We start from the raw sequence: 18,004 nt of genomic DNA, 5'->3' as shown, positions 1-18,004 counted from the left end.
ATGAGCGGCAAAGCTGACCGGCTGGCCTTGGGCCGCCCCAACTGGAATCTCTCGCTCATGGACGGCAACAAGCACCTCCACCAGACCGCCTTCTACCTGCTGCTGTTCGCCGTTTCCATCGCGCTGTGCTTCGTGCTCGCGCCGTTCTTCAGCACCGTGCTGTGGGGCGCCATTCTCGCGCTGATCTTCCAGCCCGTGCAGCGCCGTCTGGTCGCGCGCCTCGGCCGCCGGCGCAATCTCGCCGCGCTCATCACGCTGCTGTTCTGTCTCGTGATCGTGATCTTCCCGCTCACGCTGGTCGCGGGCACGCTGATCCAGCAAGTCGGCGCCGCTTATGCGCAGGTGCGCGCGGGCAGTCTCGACTTCGGCGCGTTCTTCAGCCAGATCGTGCATGCGCTGCCGCAATCCATCCAGAACGTGCTCGCGCGCTACGACCTCATGGATCTGCCCGGCTTGCAGCAGCGGCTCTCGGCGGGCGCGGCGCAGATCAGCCAGTTCGTCGCCACGCGCGCGCTGAGCCTCGGACAGAACACGCTGCAATTCGTCGTGAGCTTCTGCGTGATGCTCTATCTGTTCTTCTTCCTCGTGCGCGACGGCCGCGAAATCTCGCGCCTCGTGCGCGACGCCATTCCGCTCGACGAGCAGCACAAGCTGCATCTGATCCGCAAATTCACGACGGTGATCCGCGCGACGGTCAAGGGCAACGTGGTGGTCGCCGTCGTGCAGGGCACGCTCGGCGGCATCGCGCTGTGGGTCTGCGGCATTCAGGCGCCGCTGCTGTGGGGCTTCGTGATGCTGCTGCTCTCACTGCTGCCCGCCGTCGGCGCGGCGCTCGTGTGGGGGCCGATCGCCATCTATTTCATTTCGACGGGCGACCTCGTGAGGGGCGTCGGGCTCATGCTGTTCGGCGCGCTCATCATCGGCACCGTCGATAACGTGCTGCGCCCGGTGCTGGTCGGCAAGGACACGCGCCTGCCCGACTGGGTCGTGCTGATCTCGACGCTCGGCGGCATCTCGCTTATCGGCATCAACGGCTTCGTGATCGGGCCGCTGATCGCCGCGCTGTTCATCAGCTGCTGGGACCTGCTGCGCCGCGACCAGCACGAACACGGCGCGACGGCCGCCGCCGAAGACGACGAACTGGTCTAACGCGGCCCGGCCTAACTCGACTCGGTCTAGCGCGGCCCGCCGTTCACGATGAAACGTGCAGCGGCAAGCCCGCGCGTCCCTGACGCGGCGCGTTCGACTCGACCGACCCCGTCGCCAGATTCGGATACGCCGCCGCGCCGCCCTGCGCGGCCACCGAAAAGCCGAACGTATTGATGCCGTTGGCGCTGCGCACGAACACCGTGCCGCCATGCATCTCCGCGACGGCCTTCACGATCGACAAGCCGAGGCCGTGATTCTCGTGGCTGTTCGAGCGCGCTTCCTGAATGCGATAGAAGCGGTCGAAAATATGCTCGCGCACGTCGGGATCGAGCGGCTCGCCCGGATTCGACACCGCGATCTCCACATGCCCGTCCTGCGGCGCGATGGTCGCCTGCAACACGGTGCCGGGCGGCGAATGCTGAATCGCGTTGACGAACAGATTGCTCACCGCGCGCCCGATCAGCGACGTGTTGACCCACGCGCGCGCATCGCCCTGCACCTGCACGCTCAGTTGCGCTTCTTCGAGCGGCATATCGAGGAATTCGAGCATGCGCTCGACCTCGCAGCGCAGCGAGACTTCGGTGAGTTCGGTCGCGCGTTCGCCGCGGTCGCTGCGCGAGAGGAACAGCATGTCGTTGACGATCACGCGCAGTCGTTCGAATTCCTCAAGATTCGATTGCATGGTCTGCTGCAACTGCTCGACCGAGCGATCGCGCGTGAGCGCCACCTGGGTCTGCCCGATGAGGATGCTCACCGGCGTGCGCAGTTCGTGCGCCACATCGGCATTGAACGATTCGAGGCGCTCGTAGGCTTTGTCGAGACGTTCGAGCGCGCCGTTGAACGAGGTCGCCAGTTCGTGCAATTCCTCGGGCAGCTCGCCCGAATGCAAACGCTGACGCCGGTTCGACGGGCTCAGTTGCGCGGCCTCGCGCGAGAGCCGCGTGAGCGGCGCGAGACCGAAGCGCGTGACCGCGCGGCTGAGCAGCGCAACCGCGATAGTGGAGAGCGCGATCAGCACGCCCAGCGCGATGCCGAACCGCCGCAACATGCTCTCGGTGCGCACGCAATCGCTGCCCACCACGAGCTTCACTTCGGGACGGTCGCCACTCGCGGGCACCGTCATGCTGGTCACGATGATGTCGTAATTGCAGCCCGGCGGCCGCACGAGCTGATGATTGTTGCCCGCGTCGCCCGTAACCGTGCCGACGATCGGCGTGCCGAAGCGAAAGCGCGGATCGGGGCCTTCGACGTAGTAATGCATGCGGCTGTCGGTGGGCGAGAGATCGCGCAGCTTCTCCTGCACCGAGGCCCATTTCTTTTCGTCGGGCGCGTGCGAGACGATCAGGCTCGCGATGCGCGCGCGCGTGTCGAGCGTCTCGCGCAACTCGTTGATCAACTGGCGCTGCATCAGCAGAAAGAGGCCCGTGCCGGTGAGCGTGAAGACGATCAGCGACACCGCTGCGAACATCGCCGACAACCGCAGCGAGATCGAGCGCTTCATGACAGCTGGCCTCCGTCCTCGCGCACTTCGAGCACGTAGCCCATGCCGCGAATGGTGTGCAGCAGCTTCGCCGCGTGCGGTCCGTCGAGCTTCGCGCGCAGCCGCTTGATGGCCGTTTCGACGACGTTCGCGTTGCTTTCGAAGTTCACGTCCCAGACGAGTTCGGTGATGAGCGTCTTCGAGAGAATTTCGCCGCGCCGCCGCGCGAGCACCGAGAGCAACTGGAACTCCTTCGCCGTGAGATCGAGACGCACGCCGTCGCGCGTCGCGCGTCGGCTGATCAGATCCACCTGCAGATCGCCCACGGAAATGAGCGTGGATTCCTGCGCGCGGGCGCGCCGCGTGAGCGCGCGCAGCCGCTCGACCAGTTCGAGAAACGAGAACGGCTTGGTGAGGTAGTCGTCGGCGCCGTCGCGCAGACCGTGCACGCGATCGTCCACGCGATCGCGCGCGGTCAGCATGATGACCGGCGTGTCCTTCTTCGCGCGCACCGCGCGCAGCACGCCGAAGCCGTCGAGCTTCGGCAGCATCACATCGAGCACGATCACGTCGAAGTCGTACTCGGTCGCCATCCACGCGCCCTCTTCGCCGTCCATCGCCACGTCGACGATCCAGCCTTGCTCGCTCAACCCGCTGCGCAAATAGTCGACGACCTTGCGCTCGTCTTCGATCACCAGAACTTTCATGCTTGCCCTCCGCTTCGTGCGCGGCCTCCTGGGCCGCGTCGAATCATCTTGTGTTACCGCTTGCGTTTCATTGCGCTTACACGCTTAAAAGCTCGCGCATTTAGCCTAACCCTTGCTGGCCGCCGCGCCCGGTGCGGGCGTCTCGCGGCAGGTGCCCATGCTGCAGGCCAGCGCGCGGTCGTCCGCGCTCCAGCCGCCGCCCAGCGCCTTCGCCAGATATACCACCGTGGCGGCCTGTTGTCCGTGAATCTGCACTTCCTGGCGCTCGCTGGCAAGCAGTTGCTGCTCGGCGTTGAGCACGTCGATGAACGCGACGAGCCCGCCCTGATAGCGGTCGTTGGCGAGTTCGAACGATTGGCGCGCGTCGTCGACGGCGGACTGGCCGTCGGTCGACGCGCGTTCGAGCACGGACAGCCCCGTTACCGCATTTTGCACCTCCTGGAACGCCGTGAGCACGGTCTGACGATACGAGGCCTGCGCCGACTCGTAGCCCGCCTGCGCGTAATCCACGCCCGCCGAACGCTTGCCGCCGTCAAACAGCACCTCGCCCGCGCTCGCGCCGAGCGACCACATCAGGCTCGGCACCGAAAAGAGGTTGCTGAAGCGCGTCGATTCCCAGCCCAGCGTCGGCGAGAGCGTGACGTCCGGGAAGTACGCCGAACGCGCCACGCCGATCTGCGCGTTGGCCGCCGCCATCGCGCGCTCGGCGGACGCCACGTCGGGCCGACGCTGCAACAGCTCGCTCGGCAGGCCCGTGGGCAGCGCGGGCGTGGGCAGCGGCGTGACCTTCGGCGCGAGCGCGAACTCGGGCGCGGGCTTGCCGATGAGCACGGCAATCGCATTCTGATCCTGCTGGCGCTGATTTTCGAGCAGATGCACCTGCGTTTTGGTGGCGTCGAGTTGCGCCTTCTGCTGCAACAGATCGAGGCCCGAGACCGCGCCCAGATCGTGCTGCGCATTCACGAAGTCGAGCGCCTTTTGTTGCAACGCGATCGAGCGATTCACGACGTCGATTTCATCGTCGAGTTCGCGCAGCGCGAAATAATCGGTCGCGAGTTCGGCGGTGAGCACGAGGCGCGCGTTCGCGAGATCGTCGCCGGCCTCTTGCGCCGATGCCTGCGCCGACTCCACCATGCGCCGGATGCGCCCGAACAGGTCCAGCTCGTAACTGATGGTCGGGCCGACCTTGATGTCGTTCTGCACAGTCGACATGTTCGGCGTCGCGTAAGTCGTCTGCGGCCGGTTCGCGGAGATGCGCTCGCGCGCGAGGCTCGCGTCGAGCGACACTTGCGGCGCCTGTTGCGACGACACCGAACCGAGCGTCGCGCGCGCCTGCGCGTAGTGCGCGACGGCCACGCGCAGCGTCTGGTTTTCGGCGAGCGCGGCGTCTTCGAGACCGTCGAGTTCCGGGTTGCCGAACGCCGCCCACCAGCGCGGATCGAGCGGCGCGTGCGAAGGCTGCGCGGCGTGCCAGTAGGCGTCGGCGGGATCGACGCGCCACGCGGCCGGACTCGCCGTCTGCGGCTTCTGATAGTCGGGGCCGACCGTGCAGGCCGCCAGCCCCGCCACGCCGACCAGCGTCAGCAGCGCGCGCGCCTTCGAAGGGAAACTCGCCGTGCTCACGTCGTGCTCCGCTTCGCGGCGTCGTTCGCGCCATTAGCGTTATTCGCACCGTTGGCATTGTTCGCACCGCCAGCACGCGGCGCGACCACCACGACGCTGTCACCATCGGCGATCGAATCGCTCGGATTGAGCACGACGCGATCGCTCGCCTCGATGCCGCGCCCGATTTCGAGCGTCTGGCCGAGATCCTGCGCGATCTCCACGGGCTTCAAACGAATCTTGCCGTCCGCATCGACGACCGCGAGGCGCGGTCCTTCCGAGCGGAACAGCAGCGCGTTGCCCGGAACCGTCAGGAGTCCGTGTGAATCGGTTTGCAGCGCGGCCTGCACATACGCGCCCGGCAGCAGCTTGCCGTCGTGATTCGGCAGCGTGATTTCCACCTGCAGCGTGCGCGTCGCCACGTCGATGGCCTGCGACGTATGCGTGACCGTGCCGTCAAAGGTCACACCGGGCATTTCCTGTTGGGTCACGCTCACATGCTGGCCGAGCGCGACATGCGGCGCATCGCTTTGCGGCACATCGAGATAGAGCCGCAGCGGATCGGACTGCGCGATCGCGAACAGCGCATGCCCCGCGCCGCCGTTGCCCGAATTCACGAGATCGCCGATATCGACGTTGCGCTGCGTAATCACGCCCGTGATCGGCGCGACGATGCGCTGGAACGATTTGGTCTGTTGCAGGCGGCGCACGTTGGCGTCGGCGGCGGCGAGATTGGCGACGTCCTGGTTGTACGCGCCCTGGCGGTCGTCGAGTTCCTGTTGCGAGACCGCATCGCGCTGACGCAACTGCTGCGCGCGCGCGAACGAGGTCTTCGCGAGCGAAAGCGTCGACGCCGACTGATCGCGTTGCGCCTGCGCCTGTGCGAGTTCCTGATCGATCTCGGGCGTGTCGATCTCCGCGAGTAGCTGGCCCTGCTGCACGTGCGCGCCGATATCGGCGTACCACTTGAGCACGTAGCCGCTCGCGCGCGAATAGATCGGCGCTTCCACATAGCCGCGCAGCGTGCCCGGCAGCACGATGCGTCCGTCCGCGCCCGCCGCCTTCGGCAGCACGACGCTCACGTACTGCTGCGCGTTCTGCTTCGTCACGTCGGCGAGATGATGCGCGTTCATCACATTGGAAACGATGGTGCGCGCGGCGCCCGCCGCGAGCAGCACGCCGACCACGATCACCGCGAGACGCGCGCGCTTGCCGGCCTGGCCGCGCGCGGGCAGGTCCATGCCCTGCTCGCCGCCCACGGTGATATCGAGGGAAGAATGGTGGTGAGGTTCGTTCATGTCATCGGCCAGAGTATGCGGTTGTCGAGCGTCCTTGCATCATGTGCGGCGGCGTTGCGCCTCGCGTTCGCGCCGGGCTTCGGCGCGATGCGCGAGTCGCGAATGCACCGTCGCGAACATGAGCGGAACGAAGAGGAGCGTCGAAACGGTGGCGAACAGCAGCCCGCCGATCACGGCGCGGCCGAGCGGCGCGTTCTGCTCCGCGCCTTCGCCGAGACCGAGCGCCATCGGCACCATGCCGATCATCATCGCGAACGCGGTCATCAGCACGGGGCGGATGCGCGTGGCGCCCGCTTCGAGCGCGGCGGCTAGCGGCGTTGCGCCAGCCGCGAGTCGCTGGCGCGCGAACGCCACCACCAGAATGCTGTTCGCGGTCGCCACGCCCACGGTCATGATCGCGCCCGTCAACGCGGGCACGCTCAGATGCGTGCCGGTGATGAACAGCATCCACGCGATGCCCGCGAGCGCGGCGGGCAAGGCGCTGATGATGATGAGCGGGTCGGCCCACGACTGAAAGTTCACGACGATCAGCAGATAGACGAGCACCACGGCCATCGCAATCCCCACGCCCAATCCGATGAACGACGAGCGCATCGTGCCGATCTGCCCGCGCATCGTGAGCGTGGTGCCGCGCGGCGCGTGCGCCTGCACGTTGCGGATCAGGTCGTCGATCCGCGAACCGACCGAGCCGAGATCGCTGCCTTCCACGCTCACGAGCACGTCGATCACCGGACGGATGTTGTAGTGCGTGACGAGCGCCGGGCCGTCGTGCGGCTTGAGCTGCACGAGATTGCTCACGAGTTGCAGCGGCGCGTTCGCCGTGCTCGCGTGCGCGGAGACCGGCGTGTTCATCACTTCGTTCACCGACGCTTCGCGATATTGCGGCGTCTGCACCGCGAGCGGATATTCGACGCCGTTCTGCGGACTGACCCAGAATGCGGGCGAGGTCTGCGAACTGCCCGAGAGCGCGATCAGCACATCCTGGGCCACGATTTGCGGGCTCAAATTCAATTGCTGCATGCGCGAGCGATCCATCGCGAGCCTCAGCGCGGGCTCGTCGTTACGCTGCTGGATATGCGCATCGACCGCGCCCGGCAACTGGCGCACCTGCTTGAGCAGCGTGCTCGCGATCGCCATGTCCTTGTTCAGATCCGAGCCCACGACCTGCACGTCGATGGCGGCGGGCTGCCCGAAATTGAGAATCTGCGTGATGATGTCGGCGGGCTGGAAGAAGAATTCGATGCCCGGAAAACGCTGCGGCAACAGCGTGCGCAATTTGTCGATGTAAATGCGCGAAGGATCGTGATCGGGTTTCAGCGCAATCTGGATTTCGCCGTCGAGCGTGCCCATCGTGCCCGAATTGCTGTACGAAAGATTGATACCGCTATACGGCAAACCGAGGTTATCGACGATGGTCGCGAGTTGATCGGGCGGCACGACGGTGCGTATCGTTTTCTCGACTTCATCCGCGAGACGCGCGGTTTCCTCGATGCGGAAACCCGTCGGCGCACGCATGTGCAGGCGAATATTGCCCGCATCGACGGACGGAAAAAAATCGCGGCCGAGGAAGAACACGAGCGCGAGCGACAGCACGCAGAACGCAAGAAACGCGCTGCCGAACAGGCGTCGGCGTGCGAGCAGCAAACTGAGCAGCGCGATGTAATTCGCGCGCACGCGTTCGAAGTAATGATTGAAGCGCAGATGCACGCGCGCGAAAGCCGACACGCGCGCGCCGGGCTGCGCATGCGCGGCCGGATCGTGGCCCGCGAACAGCAGCATCGCGAGCGTCGGCACCAACGTGCGCGAGAGAATATACGACGCGATCATCGCGAACACCACGGCTTCCGCGAGCGGCACGAACAGGAAGCGCGCCACGCCCGTGAGAAAGAACATCGGCACGAACACGATACAGATGCACAGCGTGGACACCAGCGCGGGCACCGCGATTTCGCCCGCGCCTTCGAGAATGCCCGTGTGCAGATCGCTGCCTAAATGCAGGTGCCGTTCGATGTTTTCGATCGTCACCGTGGCGTCGTCGACGAGTATGCCCACCGCGAGCGCGAGGCCGCCGAGCGTCATGATGTTGATGGTTTCGCCGAGCGCGTAGAGCGCGATGATCGAGGCGAGAATCGACAGCGGAATCGACACGGCGATGATCAGCGTGCTGCGCCAGTTGCCGAGAAACAGCAGGATCATCGCGGCCGTGAGCACGGCGGCAATCAACGCTTCGCGCACCACGCCCTGCACCGCCGCCGAAACGAAAATCGACTGGTCGAACAGCGGCTGGATCACGAGATCGGCGGGCAGCGTGTCGCGCACTTTCGGCAGCAGATCCTTGAGCGCGCCCACCACTTGCAGCGTCGAGGCGTCGCCGCTCTTGAGGATCGACATCAGCACGCCGCGCTGGCCGTCCTGGCGCACGATGTTGGTCTGCGGCGTGAAGCCGTCACGCACGTGCGCGACATCGCCGAGATAGGTGGTCGCGCCGTTCACGGTCTGCACGGGAATGCGGTTCAGGCCCGCGATCGTGTCCGGCGACGCGTTGGTATCGACGCGGAATTCCGTCTGGCCGAGCTTCGCGGTGCCGGTCGGCAGAATCAGGTTCTGCGTGTTCACGGCATTGACGATGTCGGCGGGCGTGAGGCCTTTGGCGATCAGCGCGCGCGTGTCGATATCCACCGAAATCACGCGCGTCTTGCCGCCATACGGATAGGGCACCTGCGCGCCCGGAATCGTGATGAGCTGCGGGCGCAGGAAGTTCATCGCGATGTCGGCGAGCGCCTGCTCGCTCATCGACTTGCTCGATAGACCCAGTTGGATCACCGGAATGCTCGACGCCGAATAGCTGATCACGAGCGGCGCCGTCGCGCCCGGCGGCATCTGCTTGAGCTGCGCCTGCTCCGAGGCCACGGCCTGCGCGATGGCGGTTTGCAAACTCGCGCCCGGTTGCAGAAACAGCTTGATGATGGCGATGCCGGGCAGCGATTGCGACTCGATGTGCTCGATGTTGCTGACCGTGGTCGTGAGGCTGCGCTCGTTGACCGAGGTGATGCGCTGCGCCATGTCCTGCGCGGAAAAACCCGTGTACGACCAGATGATGCTGATGACGGGGATGTTGATGTTCGGCAGCACGTCGGTGGCCATCGACATGAGCACGAACGGCGTGGCCAGCACGATCAGGATGGCCATCACGATAAACGTGTAGGGCCGCTTCAGCGCGAGATTGACGATCCACATGGGGCAGGTTGTGCGAGCGGTGGTGACGGCACGGACCAGGAGAACGACGCTGCGGGCGCCGGTCGGCCGGGCTTCATATCGGGTTCAGATCGAGTTCACATCGATCCCAAGCGGGTCCGCATCATAGGCAATCGCGGTGGCGCATGCGTGGCGCGAAGATGGCGCGTTTGACAGCCGTCGCGGACAGGCGCACGCCATGCCGCGCCCGCGCTTCTCGCGCAGCGTCTTCGAGCCAACCCCGCGACGCGCCTCGCCCCTGCGAGGCGCGGACTTCAATTCACGAGGCGCAAACGATCGGGCTCGCGCACCTTGCGCGCGTGCGCCGCCGCGCGGCGGCCCGCAGCAGGCGTGTCACACACCGCGAGCGCCGCTTCCTGCTCGGCGAGCACGAGCGGCACCTTCTCGCGCAGAAACTCCACGAAAGTACGGATCTTTGCGTCGAGATAACGGCGCGAAGCGTAGAGCGCGAAGATGTTCAGCTTTTGCAGGCGATGCGAAGGCAGCACGCGCACGAGCGAGCCGTCGGCGAGTCCGGGCAGCGCCACCGGCACCGGCAGCGGCCCGATGCCCATACCCTCGCGAATGGCGAGCGCGAGCGCCTCGGGATTGTTCACCTGAAACGGCGTGACGCCGGTATGGCGGAAGGTCTCGCCTTGCGGCCCTTCGGACACCCACTGGCCGGCGGTCAGGCTCGCATCGGTGAGATGCAGGCAGGTGTGCGCTTCGAGATCGTCGAACGCGAGCGGCACGCCGCGCGCGCGCAGATAGTCGGGCGACGCGCACAGAATGGCGGCGGTGCTGCCCAGATGCTGGGAGATCAGTGCGGAATCCTCAAGCTCGGCGGCCACCACCACGGCCACGTCGAAGCCTTCCTCGATGATGTCGGGCATCTGCTGCGCGATCGTCAAGTCGACCGAAACATCAGGCAAATGCTGTTGATAGCGCGCGATCAGCGGCATCACATAGTGCTGGCCGAAACTCGTGCCGCCGTAGACGCGCAGCTTGCCGGCCGGATTCGCGTGCGCAGCGGCGGCCTCGGCTTCGGCCTGATCGATATCCGCGAGAATGCGCTTGCAGCTTTGCAGATAGCGCTCGCCCGCTTCGGTCAGCGACATGCGCCGCGTCGTGCGGTTGAGCAGCCGCGTGCGCAGACGCGACTCCAGGTCGGTGACGGCGCGCGAGACTTGCGCCGTCGTCATCGTTTCGTTCGAGGCGGCGCGCGTGAAGCTGCCCGACTCCACCACCCTCACGAAAATCCGCATGTTGCGCAGCGTGTCCATCAGCGACTCCTCTCCATCGTCTTGCTCTGTCTGGCTTGATTCATTGTGAATCGCCAGTCTCGCCTGGCAGCCGTGGCTGGACGCTGACCTGTAAATGACAGCCGCGCCAGCTTGGCTTGCCGTGCGCTCCCGCGTATGATCCACGGCGCCACCGCACGGCGGATCGCATGGCGCTCACGCGCCCGACGATGCATCCCGCGTGCCGTTTTTGATGACAGAACGATGAATTACGAATTCGCCTTGCGCCTTCTCGCGGCGTTCGCCTGCGGCGTCGCCATCGGACTGGAACGCCAGATGCGCCAGCGCACGGCGGGCCTGCGAACCATCACGCTCGTCGCCAGCGGCGCGTGTCTGTTCGTCACGCTCGGCGTGCTCACGGGCAACGGATCGAGCGGCGTCACGCAGATCGCGGCCTACGTGGTCTCCGGTGTCGGCTTTCTCGGCGGCGGCGTGATCATGCGCGACAAGGGCTCGATTCAGGGCATCAACACCGCCGCCACGCTCTGGTGCTCGGCGGCCGTGGGCGTACTGTGCGGCGCGGGCCATTACGTCCCGGCCATCGCGGGCACGGCGGTCGTGCTGCTCACGAACACAGTGCTGCGCGAGGTGAGCCGCATCATCAATCAATCACCGGTGTCGAACGCCGATCTCGTGAGCGTCTACGTGCTGACCGTGGTGTGCCGCGAGGACGACGAGATTCACATTCGCACGGTGCTTTCGAATTCGATGTACTCGACGCCGCTCGCGTTCCAGAGCCTCACGAGCGAAGACGTGGACGGTCATCCGCAGCGCCTGCGCGTGACGGCGACGCTGCGCCTGCATCCAAAATACCAGCCCAAGCTCGAACAGATGGCGAGCCGTTTGAGCATGGAAAAAGGCGTCTCCAGCGTGAGCTGGACCGCGGCGGAAACCGAAGCCGCGCCGGAGTAAATTCCGGCTCGCGACGCCTACGAATTCCCCACGCAATCCTTACTATCGCATTTCCGTTTTGTTGCACTTTCTGAAACGGGCCGCGGCAGATTTCAAGAACTGTCAATTCTGGCCCGCTTTCGTGGACGCGAAAACGCCCCTGGGCTAAGCTCGATACACCGTGACTCGTTCACGCCAACAAGGGGGAATCCAACATGCAACACGGCATCATTGGCTGGCTCATCATCGGCGCAATCGCGGGTTGGCTCGCCGGTCTGCTCGTCAAGGGCGGCGGCTTCGGATTGATCGTCGACATCATCGTCGGCATCGTGGGTGCGTTCATCGGCGGCTGGCTCGCGGGCGTTCTGCACATCAACATCGGCGGCGGCATGATCAGCTCGATCATCACGGCCATCGTCGGCGCGGTCATTCTGCTGTTCGTGATCCGGCTGTTCCGGCGAGCGTAGCGTCGCGCGGCATTGCCCAAAAGAAAACGGGAGCACCTTCGCAGGTGCTCCCGTTTTTTGTGCGCGTTGTCTAAACGTGCTTACTTAGCGATGCTTACGCATTTGCAACGAGACCCTCGCCCGCTTCCGGCAGCATCGAGCCCGTTTCGTTGTAGCGCAGATGCATCTCGTACGCCTTCGCGAGATTGTGCGGCGTCTGGCCGCCGATCTTCAGCGCGTCGCGATAGTAGTCGCGCAGCAGGTCGCGATAGAGCGGATGCACGCAGCGGTCGATGATCAGCGCGGCACGTTCGCGCGGCGCGAGGCCACGCAGGTCGGCGAGACCTTGCTCGGTCACGATGACATCGACGTCATGCTCGTTGTGATCGACGTGCGGCACCATCGGCACGATGCTCGAAATCTTGCCGTCCTTGGCGATGGCCTTGGTCGCGAAGATCGCGCACGACGCGTTGCGCGCGAAGTCGCCCGAGCCGCCGATGCCGTTCATCATGTGCGTGCCGCCCACGTGCGTCGAATTCACGTTGCCGTAGATGTCGCATTCGAGCGCGGTGTTCAGCGCGATGAGACCCAGACGACGGATCACTTCGGGATGGTTGCTGACCTCTTGCGGACGCAGCACGAGCTTGTCGCGATAGCGGTCGAGTTCGGCGAGCACCTGCGCCTGGCGCGGCGCGGAGAGCGTCATGGAAGCGCCCGACGCGAACACCATCTTGCCCGCGTCGATCAGGTCGAAGGTCGAATCCTGCAGCACTTCCGAGTACATCGTGAGCGCTTCGAACGGCGAGTTCACGAAGCCCGACAGCACCGCGTTCGCGATCGTGCCGATGCCCGCTTGCAGCGGCGGCAGTTGCGCGCTCATGCGGCCGTGCTTCACTTCATGTTGCAGGAAGTCGATCAGATGGCCCGCGATGCGCGCGGTTTCCTCGTCGGCGGGCAGCACGGTCGAGGGGCTGTCCGGCTCGTTCGTGATGACGATGGCCGCGATCTTCTCGGGCGGAATCTCGATGGCCTGCGTACCCACGCGATCGTTCACGCGCACGATGGGCAGCGGATCGCGATGCGGGCGGCGGCCCGGAATCCAGACGTCGTGCAGGCCTTCGAGACCGAGCGGCTGCGCGAGATTGATTTCGACGATCACCTTCTCCGCGAGAATCGCGAAGCTCGCCGAATTGCCGACCGAAGTCGTGGGGACGATGGCGCCGGTCTCGGTGATGGCCGCGGCCTCGATGATCGCGAGATCGAGCTTGCCGAGCAGATTCGCGCGCAGCATCTCGACGGTCTCCGAGAGATGCTGGTCGACGAACATCACTTCGCCGCGATTGATGGCCTTGCGCAGCGTGGTGTCCACCTGGAACGGCAGACGGCGTTCGAGCACGCCCGCTTCGGTCAGCATGCGGTCCACGTCGTGGCCGAGCGAGGCGCCGGTCATGAGCGTGATGCGCAGCGGCTCTTTCTCTTCTCGCGCGCGGCGCGCCAGTTCGATCGGCACGGCCTTCGTGTCGCCGGCGCGGGTAAAGCCGCTGGCGCCCACGCGCATGCCATTGCGCACGAGTTGAGCCGCTTCAGCGGCCGAGGTGATCTTCCCGCGCAGGGCGGCACAACGGATACGGTCTTCGTACATCAAAGTCTCCACAAACTCTCTGATCGCCAAGTGCCCTTTTCAGGTCTCGCTTCGGCGGTTTGCATTTACGGAAATTGCAAAACAGTTTTGCAGCCGAAATGCGCAAAGCCGCGGGACCCGATTCGCAGGCGCCGCGGCAAGAATTTCAAGCGTGCGCCAGCGCATAGCGGGCGGTTACTCGATTTCAGCTACCAAAATAAATGTTGCAGAAGCTGACCGGTCCGACGCATTCGTCTTTGACGGCCGACTTCGCGACTTCGCGCGCGGGCGCTTGCGCAGTCGATTGAACCGCGCCTTGTGCGACCTGCTGAGGGACGCTCGCTGCCGGTGCGTCGCTCTGCGCATAAGCAGCGGCGGCGGCAAACAGCGAACAGGCAACAACAGCGATCTTCAGGGACTTCATTTTACTCTCCAGTGCTAACGGGTACTGCCGAAGCAGTGATGTGACTATATGACTCACGCCTGGAATGATTAAGAAGCCCGGATGGAAGGCATTCTTCCACGCCGCGCCAGGATCGCGCGCGCGGCCATGGCTAAATCCGGTTTCCGTTTGAAATCAACCCGAAATAAAACTGAAAAGAATGTGAACCGGATGCGAAATTAATTCGAATTCAGTGCGAATTCAATGCGAGATCAATGCGAGATCAATGCGAATTCGAATGCGATTTCGGCCAGAACGGCCGGCCCCGCACGGCGCGGCGCGCGAGGGCGCCGAGCGGCGCGTCGCGGTCGATCAGCGCGCTGCGGATGAAGTGCAGATGGCTGAGGATGCGCTGCACGTCGTGGCGGCGCTCGCGGTCGTGGTGGACGGCCGGCAGCGCCTCCTGGGCGATCCACGTGGCCCCGCGCAGGGCGGTCAGCGTGCGGTCGAGCTGCGCCGCGTCGGGGTGCTCGAACAGACGCGAGATATCGTCGAGCAGATGCCCGAAGCTCACGCGCCAACGCGGATTGACCAGATCGAGCCAGGCTGCGTGCTCCACCTCGTTGCGCAGATCGATCACTGCGTGGCCCACTTCGAGCGTCACGAGCATCCAGCGCAGCGCGCGCCGGTGCGCCTGCTTGCGGCCGTTGAGCAGCAGCCGCAACTGGTGCATAAGGTCGTGCGCGCCGGACTGGAACTGCTGGTTCAGCCCCGGCAAATCGCCCCGGCACGCGAGCACGACCTGGCCGCGCAGCGCCACGCACATGCGCGCCACGAGCCAGTTCATATGCGGCGGGAACACCACGGCGAACGCGAGCGCGGCCACCACCATCGCCGCCACGACCGCGAGGCCGTTGTTGATCAGCAGATCGGGCGTGTACGAGATGACGTTATCCGGCCCCGCGAGCAGACACAGAAACACCGAAAAGCCGACGCCGAAGCCCGCGATGCGCGGCCGCGTCGCGAGAAAGGCACCGAGCGCGAGCACAGGCGCGAGCGCCGCGCACAGCAGCGGAAAGCCATCGACATTCGGATAGACGTAGCACATCAGCAGATAGCCGACGACCGCGGCGCAGCCCGCACCGGCCGCCATCTGGAACGCCATACGTGTAGCGCGCGGCGCCGACGACGTGAGCGCGCAGGTGAGCGCACCCGCGATCATCGCGAGGCCGCCGCTCGGCCAGTCGGTTTCCACCCAGAACCAGCCCAGCGCCGCAACCACCACGGCCGTGCGCATGAACGTGAAGGCGACCACGTACCAGCTCGTGCGCGGCACATAGCGCGTGACGCGCGGCTCGGGCGGCAGTCCCGCCTGCGTGAGCGACGCCCACGTGCGGCTATAGCGGGCGATCTCGGCCGTGAAGCGGTAGATCAGTTCCGCCGAGGTATCGAAATCCTGCAACACATCGGGCGCATTCGTTTCGAGCGGACGGCGCGTTTCGCGCACATGACGCGGCAGCGTGCGCTGGAATGCTTCGAGCGTTTCCGCGAGACGTAGCGCATACGTTCGATCGGTTTCGCCCTGACGCGGACGCTGCGCGAGCGCCGCCGCAAGCTCGTTGAAGTACGGCGCGAGCGGCGCAATTGCCTCGTCGCTCCAGCGCAGCCGCTTCTTCAACTGGCGCAGCGCGTGCAGGCGTGCGCAGACATCCATGAACTCGCCGTTGAGCCGCGCGAGCAACTGGCTGCGCGCGCGCATCGTCGGGTCTTCGAAAAATGAGAAAGCACGCGTGGCTTCGAAGCCGACGATCTCGTCGACGAGACGCGCGAATCGTCCTTCGAATGCGCCCCTTTCAAGACCGCCCGCCAACACGCCCGCGGCGAACTGAGTAAAATCGAGATACCGTGTGCGCAAGGTGCGTTCGAGCACCGAGCCCGATTGCCGGGGCACGATGACGGCGCTGACCACCCCGGAACACAGAATCCCCACGGCCACTTCCGCCCCGCGTCCGAGCGCGGCGAGAAAGAGGCCATTGGGCTGCATCACGAGCGGGATGCCGATCAGCGCCGCGGTATAGCCGGCCAGCACGAACGCGTACCAACGAAAATGCCGATTCCGCATGGCGGCCGCCGTACAGGTGGCGACCCACACCGTCATTCCCGCGACGTAGAGTTCGGGCTGCTGGATGAACACGGCCCCGAGCACCACCGCCGCCACCATCCCGACCGCCGTGCCGACGATGCGGTACACGCTCTTGGCGAACACCATGCCGGAGAGCGGCTGCATCAGCACGAACACCGTCGTCATCGCGATGCGCGGCTGCGGGAGATCGAGCAGCATCGCAATGCCCATCGCGAGCAAACCCGCCGTGACCGTTTTCAGCAGGTGCAGCCAGATCGCGCCATGACCGGCTCGCCATTCGCGCAGGCCGCGCCGCGCCGCGCGCCAAAGAATTTCGGTGCGCCGACGCGAGTCGATCGCGCGATGTATCGCTGGCTGGCGGTTCATGGACGGCGGACTACGCTCGGAATGTTACGAAGAATGCCGCTGCTGATGCAGGGCAGAACAACGCGGTTGCACGGGGCCGGAGCGCTCGCTAAAAACGAACCGAATCTGGCCGACAGGCGCCGATTGTAGGAGCCTCGCTGGAGCGAATTAACGGGAGGGATGGGGAACGTCCGTTCCAGATCGCTCAACAATGTGAGGGCCCGCGAGGCGGACAATATCGTTTTCGTACCGAACAAGAACGTTCAGAAGAAGGTCTGATGGATACGCTACAAAATATGCGGGTGTTTGTCCGCGTCGTCGAAGCCGGCAGTTTCACTGCCGCGGCTCAATCGCTCGATTCGACGACGGGCGCGATGTCTCGCGCGGTCTCGGAACTCGAGGCGCATTTGCGCACGCGTCTGCTCAATCGCTCGACGCGACGGCTCGCGCTGACGCCCGCGGGCGAACGCTATCTCAAGCGCTGCAAGCAAATTCTCTCCGACGTCGACAGCGCCGAAGAAGAAGCGAGCTGCGCACACGAACGCCCAGCCGGTGCGTTGCGCATGCACAGCTTCGCGAGTATTGGTCAGCAGTACGTGCTGCCCGCGATCTCACGGTATCGCGCGATGCATCCCGAAGTGACGGTCGAACTCACGCTCTCGCAGCGCTTGCCCGATCTGTTCGAAGGCAGCAGCGACGTCTCGGTGATCACGGCGGCTTCGTTGCCGAATTCGGATCTGGTCTCGCACCAGTTGGGATCGACGTGCAGTATCTTGTGCGCGTCGCCCGGCTATGTGCATATGCACGGCGCGCCGCGCTCGCCCGCCGATCTGGCGCATCACGACTGTCTGATTCTGAAGACGCCGACTTCGCCCGCGCATGAGTGGACGCTCGAAGGTCCCGAAGGCGGCGTGGAGATGCACGTCGATGGGCCGGTGCAGGTGAATATCGCGGAATCGCTTGCGGTGGCGATTCGCGAAGGCATGGGTATCGGCATGCTGCCGGTTTATGCGGCTATCGAAGGGCTGCGCAACGGCACGCTCGTGCGTGTGTTGCCGCAACACATTCTGCAGAAAGTGAACGTGTACGCGCTGTATCCGTCGCGTAAGTTCGTCGATGCGAAAACGAAGACGTGGGTGGAATTCTTGCGCGCGCATCTCCCGCAGGTGATTGCTCGCGATATGGCGCTGCTCGAGGAGCTCACTCAGGAACAGCTCGTCGATGCCGCCGCGATCACGACGCCCGATGTGCTGGTCGCTACGCAGAAGGCAGCAGATTAAGGCGTATGAGTTGCTTCAGATGTCGAATGTAAAACGGCCGTCCTTTGGGACGGCCGTTTTCTTTTGTGCTTTCTGTATTCACGCGTTCTTTGAGGCGCGCTTTATACACACGCCCAAACGCCAGA

General features: G+C 65.0%; 13 protein-coding genes. 4 read left to right on the top strand and 9 right to left on the bottom strand.

Annotated features, from left to right (window positions below; translation table 11 throughout):
• Nucleotides 1-57: 57 nt before the first annotated feature.
• Nucleotides 58-1,149, top strand: coding sequence for an AI-2E family transporter (locus LDO54_RS07030; RefSeq protein ID WP_224008600.1), 1,092 nt, complete (start codon nucleotides 58-60; stop codon nucleotides 1,147-1,149).
• A 43-nt stretch (nucleotides 1,150-1,192) separates the two neighbouring features.
• Here LDO54_RS07030 and LDO54_RS07025 read toward each other — a convergent pair whose 3' ends face one another.
• From LDO54_RS07025 to LDO54_RS07000, 6 genes are all read right to left on the bottom strand, one after another.
• The gene (locus LDO54_RS07025) at nucleotides 1,193-2,650 is read right to left on the bottom strand and encodes a heavy metal sensor histidine kinase (protein WP_224008528.1); all 1,458 of its coding nucleotides are present in this window, start codon (nucleotides 2,648-2,650) and stop codon (nucleotides 1,193-1,195) included.
• Nucleotides 2,647-3,336 carry a heavy metal response regulator transcription factor gene (locus LDO54_RS07020; protein WP_224008525.1) on the bottom strand — a complete coding sequence of 230 codons (690 nt, stop codon included), beginning with the start codon at nucleotides 3,334-3,336 and terminating at the stop codon, nucleotides 2,647-2,649. The genes LDO54_RS07025 and LDO54_RS07020 overlap by 4 nt, the downstream gene beginning before the upstream one ends.
• A 105-nt stretch (nucleotides 3,337-3,441) precedes the next feature.
• Nucleotides 3,442-4,959 (bottom strand): efflux transporter outer membrane subunit, encoded by a 1,518-nt coding sequence (locus LDO54_RS07015; RefSeq protein ID WP_224008522.1) that lies wholly within the window; start codon nucleotides 4,957-4,959, stop codon nucleotides 3,442-3,444.
• Nucleotides 4,956-6,236: an efflux RND transporter periplasmic adaptor subunit gene (locus LDO54_RS07010; protein WP_224008520.1), complete on the bottom strand. Its 1,281-nt coding sequence runs from the start codon at nucleotides 6,234-6,236 to the stop codon at nucleotides 4,956-4,958. Before LDO54_RS07010 ends, LDO54_RS07015 begins: the two co-directional genes overlap by 4 nt.
• A gap of 39 nt (nucleotides 6,237-6,275) precedes the next feature.
• Nucleotides 6,276-9,473 (bottom strand): efflux RND transporter permease subunit, encoded by a 3,198-nt coding sequence (locus LDO54_RS07005; RefSeq protein WP_224008517.1) that lies wholly within the window; start codon nucleotides 9,471-9,473, stop codon nucleotides 6,276-6,278.
• Between the two features lie 272 nt (nucleotides 9,474-9,745).
• Complete coding sequence (locus LDO54_RS07000; RefSeq protein ID WP_224008514.1) at nucleotides 9,746-10,753, bottom strand: LysR family transcriptional regulator; 1,008 nt, start codon at nucleotides 10,751-10,753, stop codon at nucleotides 9,746-9,748.
• A 222-nt stretch (nucleotides 10,754-10,975) separates the two neighbouring features.
• Between LDO54_RS07000 and LDO54_RS06995 the strand changes: the two genes are divergently transcribed.
• Together LDO54_RS06995 and LDO54_RS06990 are read left to right on the top strand one after the other, a co-directional pair.
• Nucleotides 10,976-11,683 (top strand): MgtC/SapB family protein, encoded by a 708-nt coding sequence (locus LDO54_RS06995; protein ID WP_224008511.1) that lies wholly within the window; start codon nucleotides 10,976-10,978, stop codon nucleotides 11,681-11,683.
• Nucleotides 11,684-11,877: 194 nt separating this feature from the next.
• Nucleotides 11,878-12,129 (top strand): GlsB/YeaQ/YmgE family stress response membrane protein, encoded by a 252-nt coding sequence (locus tag LDO54_RS06990; RefSeq protein WP_124261370.1) that lies wholly within the window; start codon nucleotides 11,878-11,880, stop codon nucleotides 12,127-12,129.
• A gap of 94 nt (nucleotides 12,130-12,223) precedes the next feature.
• Here LDO54_RS06990 and LDO54_RS06985 read toward each other — a convergent pair whose 3' ends face one another.
• The 3 genes from LDO54_RS06985 to LDO54_RS06975 all read right to left on the bottom strand — a co-directional run bounded on the left by LDO54_RS06985 (nucleotide 12,224) and on the right by LDO54_RS06975 (nucleotide 16,620).
• Nucleotides 12,224-13,750 carry an acetyl-CoA hydrolase/transferase family protein gene (locus LDO54_RS06985; RefSeq protein ID WP_224008508.1) on the bottom strand — a complete coding sequence of 509 codons (1,527 nt, stop codon included), beginning with the start codon at nucleotides 13,748-13,750 and terminating at the stop codon, nucleotides 12,224-12,226.
• Nucleotides 13,751-13,934: 184 nt separating this feature from the next.
• A complete protein-coding gene (locus LDO54_RS06980) occupies nucleotides 13,935-14,153 on the bottom strand; it encodes a hypothetical protein (RefSeq protein ID WP_224008505.1) in 219 nt (72 codons plus the stop codon).
• Nucleotides 14,154-14,394: 241 nt separating this feature from the next.
• The gene (locus LDO54_RS06975; RefSeq protein WP_224008502.1) at nucleotides 14,395-16,620 is read right to left on the bottom strand and encodes an FUSC family protein; all 2,226 of its coding nucleotides are present in this window, start codon (nucleotides 16,618-16,620) and stop codon (nucleotides 14,395-14,397) included.
• Nucleotides 16,621-16,877: 257 nt separating this feature from the next.
• Between LDO54_RS06975 and LDO54_RS06970 the strand changes: the two genes are divergently transcribed.
• Nucleotides 16,878-17,879 (top strand): LysR family transcriptional regulator, encoded by a 1,002-nt coding sequence (locus LDO54_RS06970; RefSeq protein ID WP_224008499.1) that lies wholly within the window; start codon nucleotides 16,878-16,880, stop codon nucleotides 17,877-17,879.
• Nucleotides 17,880-18,004: the final 125 nt, after the last annotated feature.

It is taken from the genome of Paraburkholderia tropica, from assembly GCF_914484835.1.
GTDB classification, from domain to species: Bacteria; Pseudomonadota; Gammaproteobacteria; order Burkholderiales; family Burkholderiaceae; genus Paraburkholderia; species Paraburkholderia tropica_A.
The sequence above is the reverse complement of the archived record's forward strand: the minus strand, read 5'-3'. Positions and strand labels throughout refer to the sequence as shown.

Excerpts from the sequence above, each read along its gene's own strand:
- LDO54_RS07030 (WP_224008600.1), top strand. The coding sequence starts at position 58 with ATGGACGGCAACAAGCACCTCCACCAGACCGCCTTCTACCTGCTGCTG.
- LDO54_RS07025 (WP_224008528.1), bottom strand. The coding sequence starts at position 2,650 with ATGAAGCGCTCGATCTCGCTGCGGTTGTCGGCGATGTTCGCAGCGGTG.
- LDO54_RS07020 (WP_224008525.1), bottom strand. The coding sequence starts at position 3,336 with ATGAAAGTTCTGGTGATCGAAGACGAGCGCAAGGTCGTCGACTATTTG.
- LDO54_RS07010 (WP_224008520.1), bottom strand. The coding sequence starts at position 6,236 with ATGAACGAACCTCACCACCATTCTTCCCTCGATATCACCGTGGGCGGC.
- LDO54_RS07005 (WP_224008517.1), bottom strand. The coding sequence starts at position 9,473 with ATGTGGATCGTCAATCTCGCGCTGAAGCGGCCCTACACGTTTATCGTG.
- LDO54_RS07000 (WP_224008514.1), bottom strand. The coding sequence starts at position 10,753 with ATGGACACGCTGCGCAACATGCGGATTTTCGTGAGGGTGGTGGAGTCG.
- LDO54_RS06995 (WP_224008511.1), top strand. The coding sequence starts at position 10,976 with ATGAATTACGAATTCGCCTTGCGCCTTCTCGCGGCGTTCGCCTGCGGC.
- LDO54_RS06990 (WP_124261370.1), top strand. The coding sequence starts at position 11,878 with ATGCAACACGGCATCATTGGCTGGCTCATCATCGGCGCAATCGCGGGT.
- LDO54_RS06985 (WP_224008508.1), bottom strand. The coding sequence starts at position 13,750 with ATGTACGAAGACCGTATCCGTTGTGCCGCCCTGCGCGGGAAGATCACC.
- LDO54_RS06980 (WP_224008505.1), bottom strand. The coding sequence starts at position 14,153 with ATGAAGTCCCTGAAGATCGCTGTTGTTGCCTGTTCGCTGTTTGCCGCC.
- LDO54_RS06975 (WP_224008502.1), bottom strand. The coding sequence starts at position 16,620 with ATGAACCGCCAGCCAGCGATACATCGCGCGATCGACTCGCGTCGGCGC.
- LDO54_RS06970 (WP_224008499.1), top strand. The coding sequence starts at position 16,878 with ATGGATACGCTACAAAATATGCGGGTGTTTGTCCGCGTCGTCGAAGCC.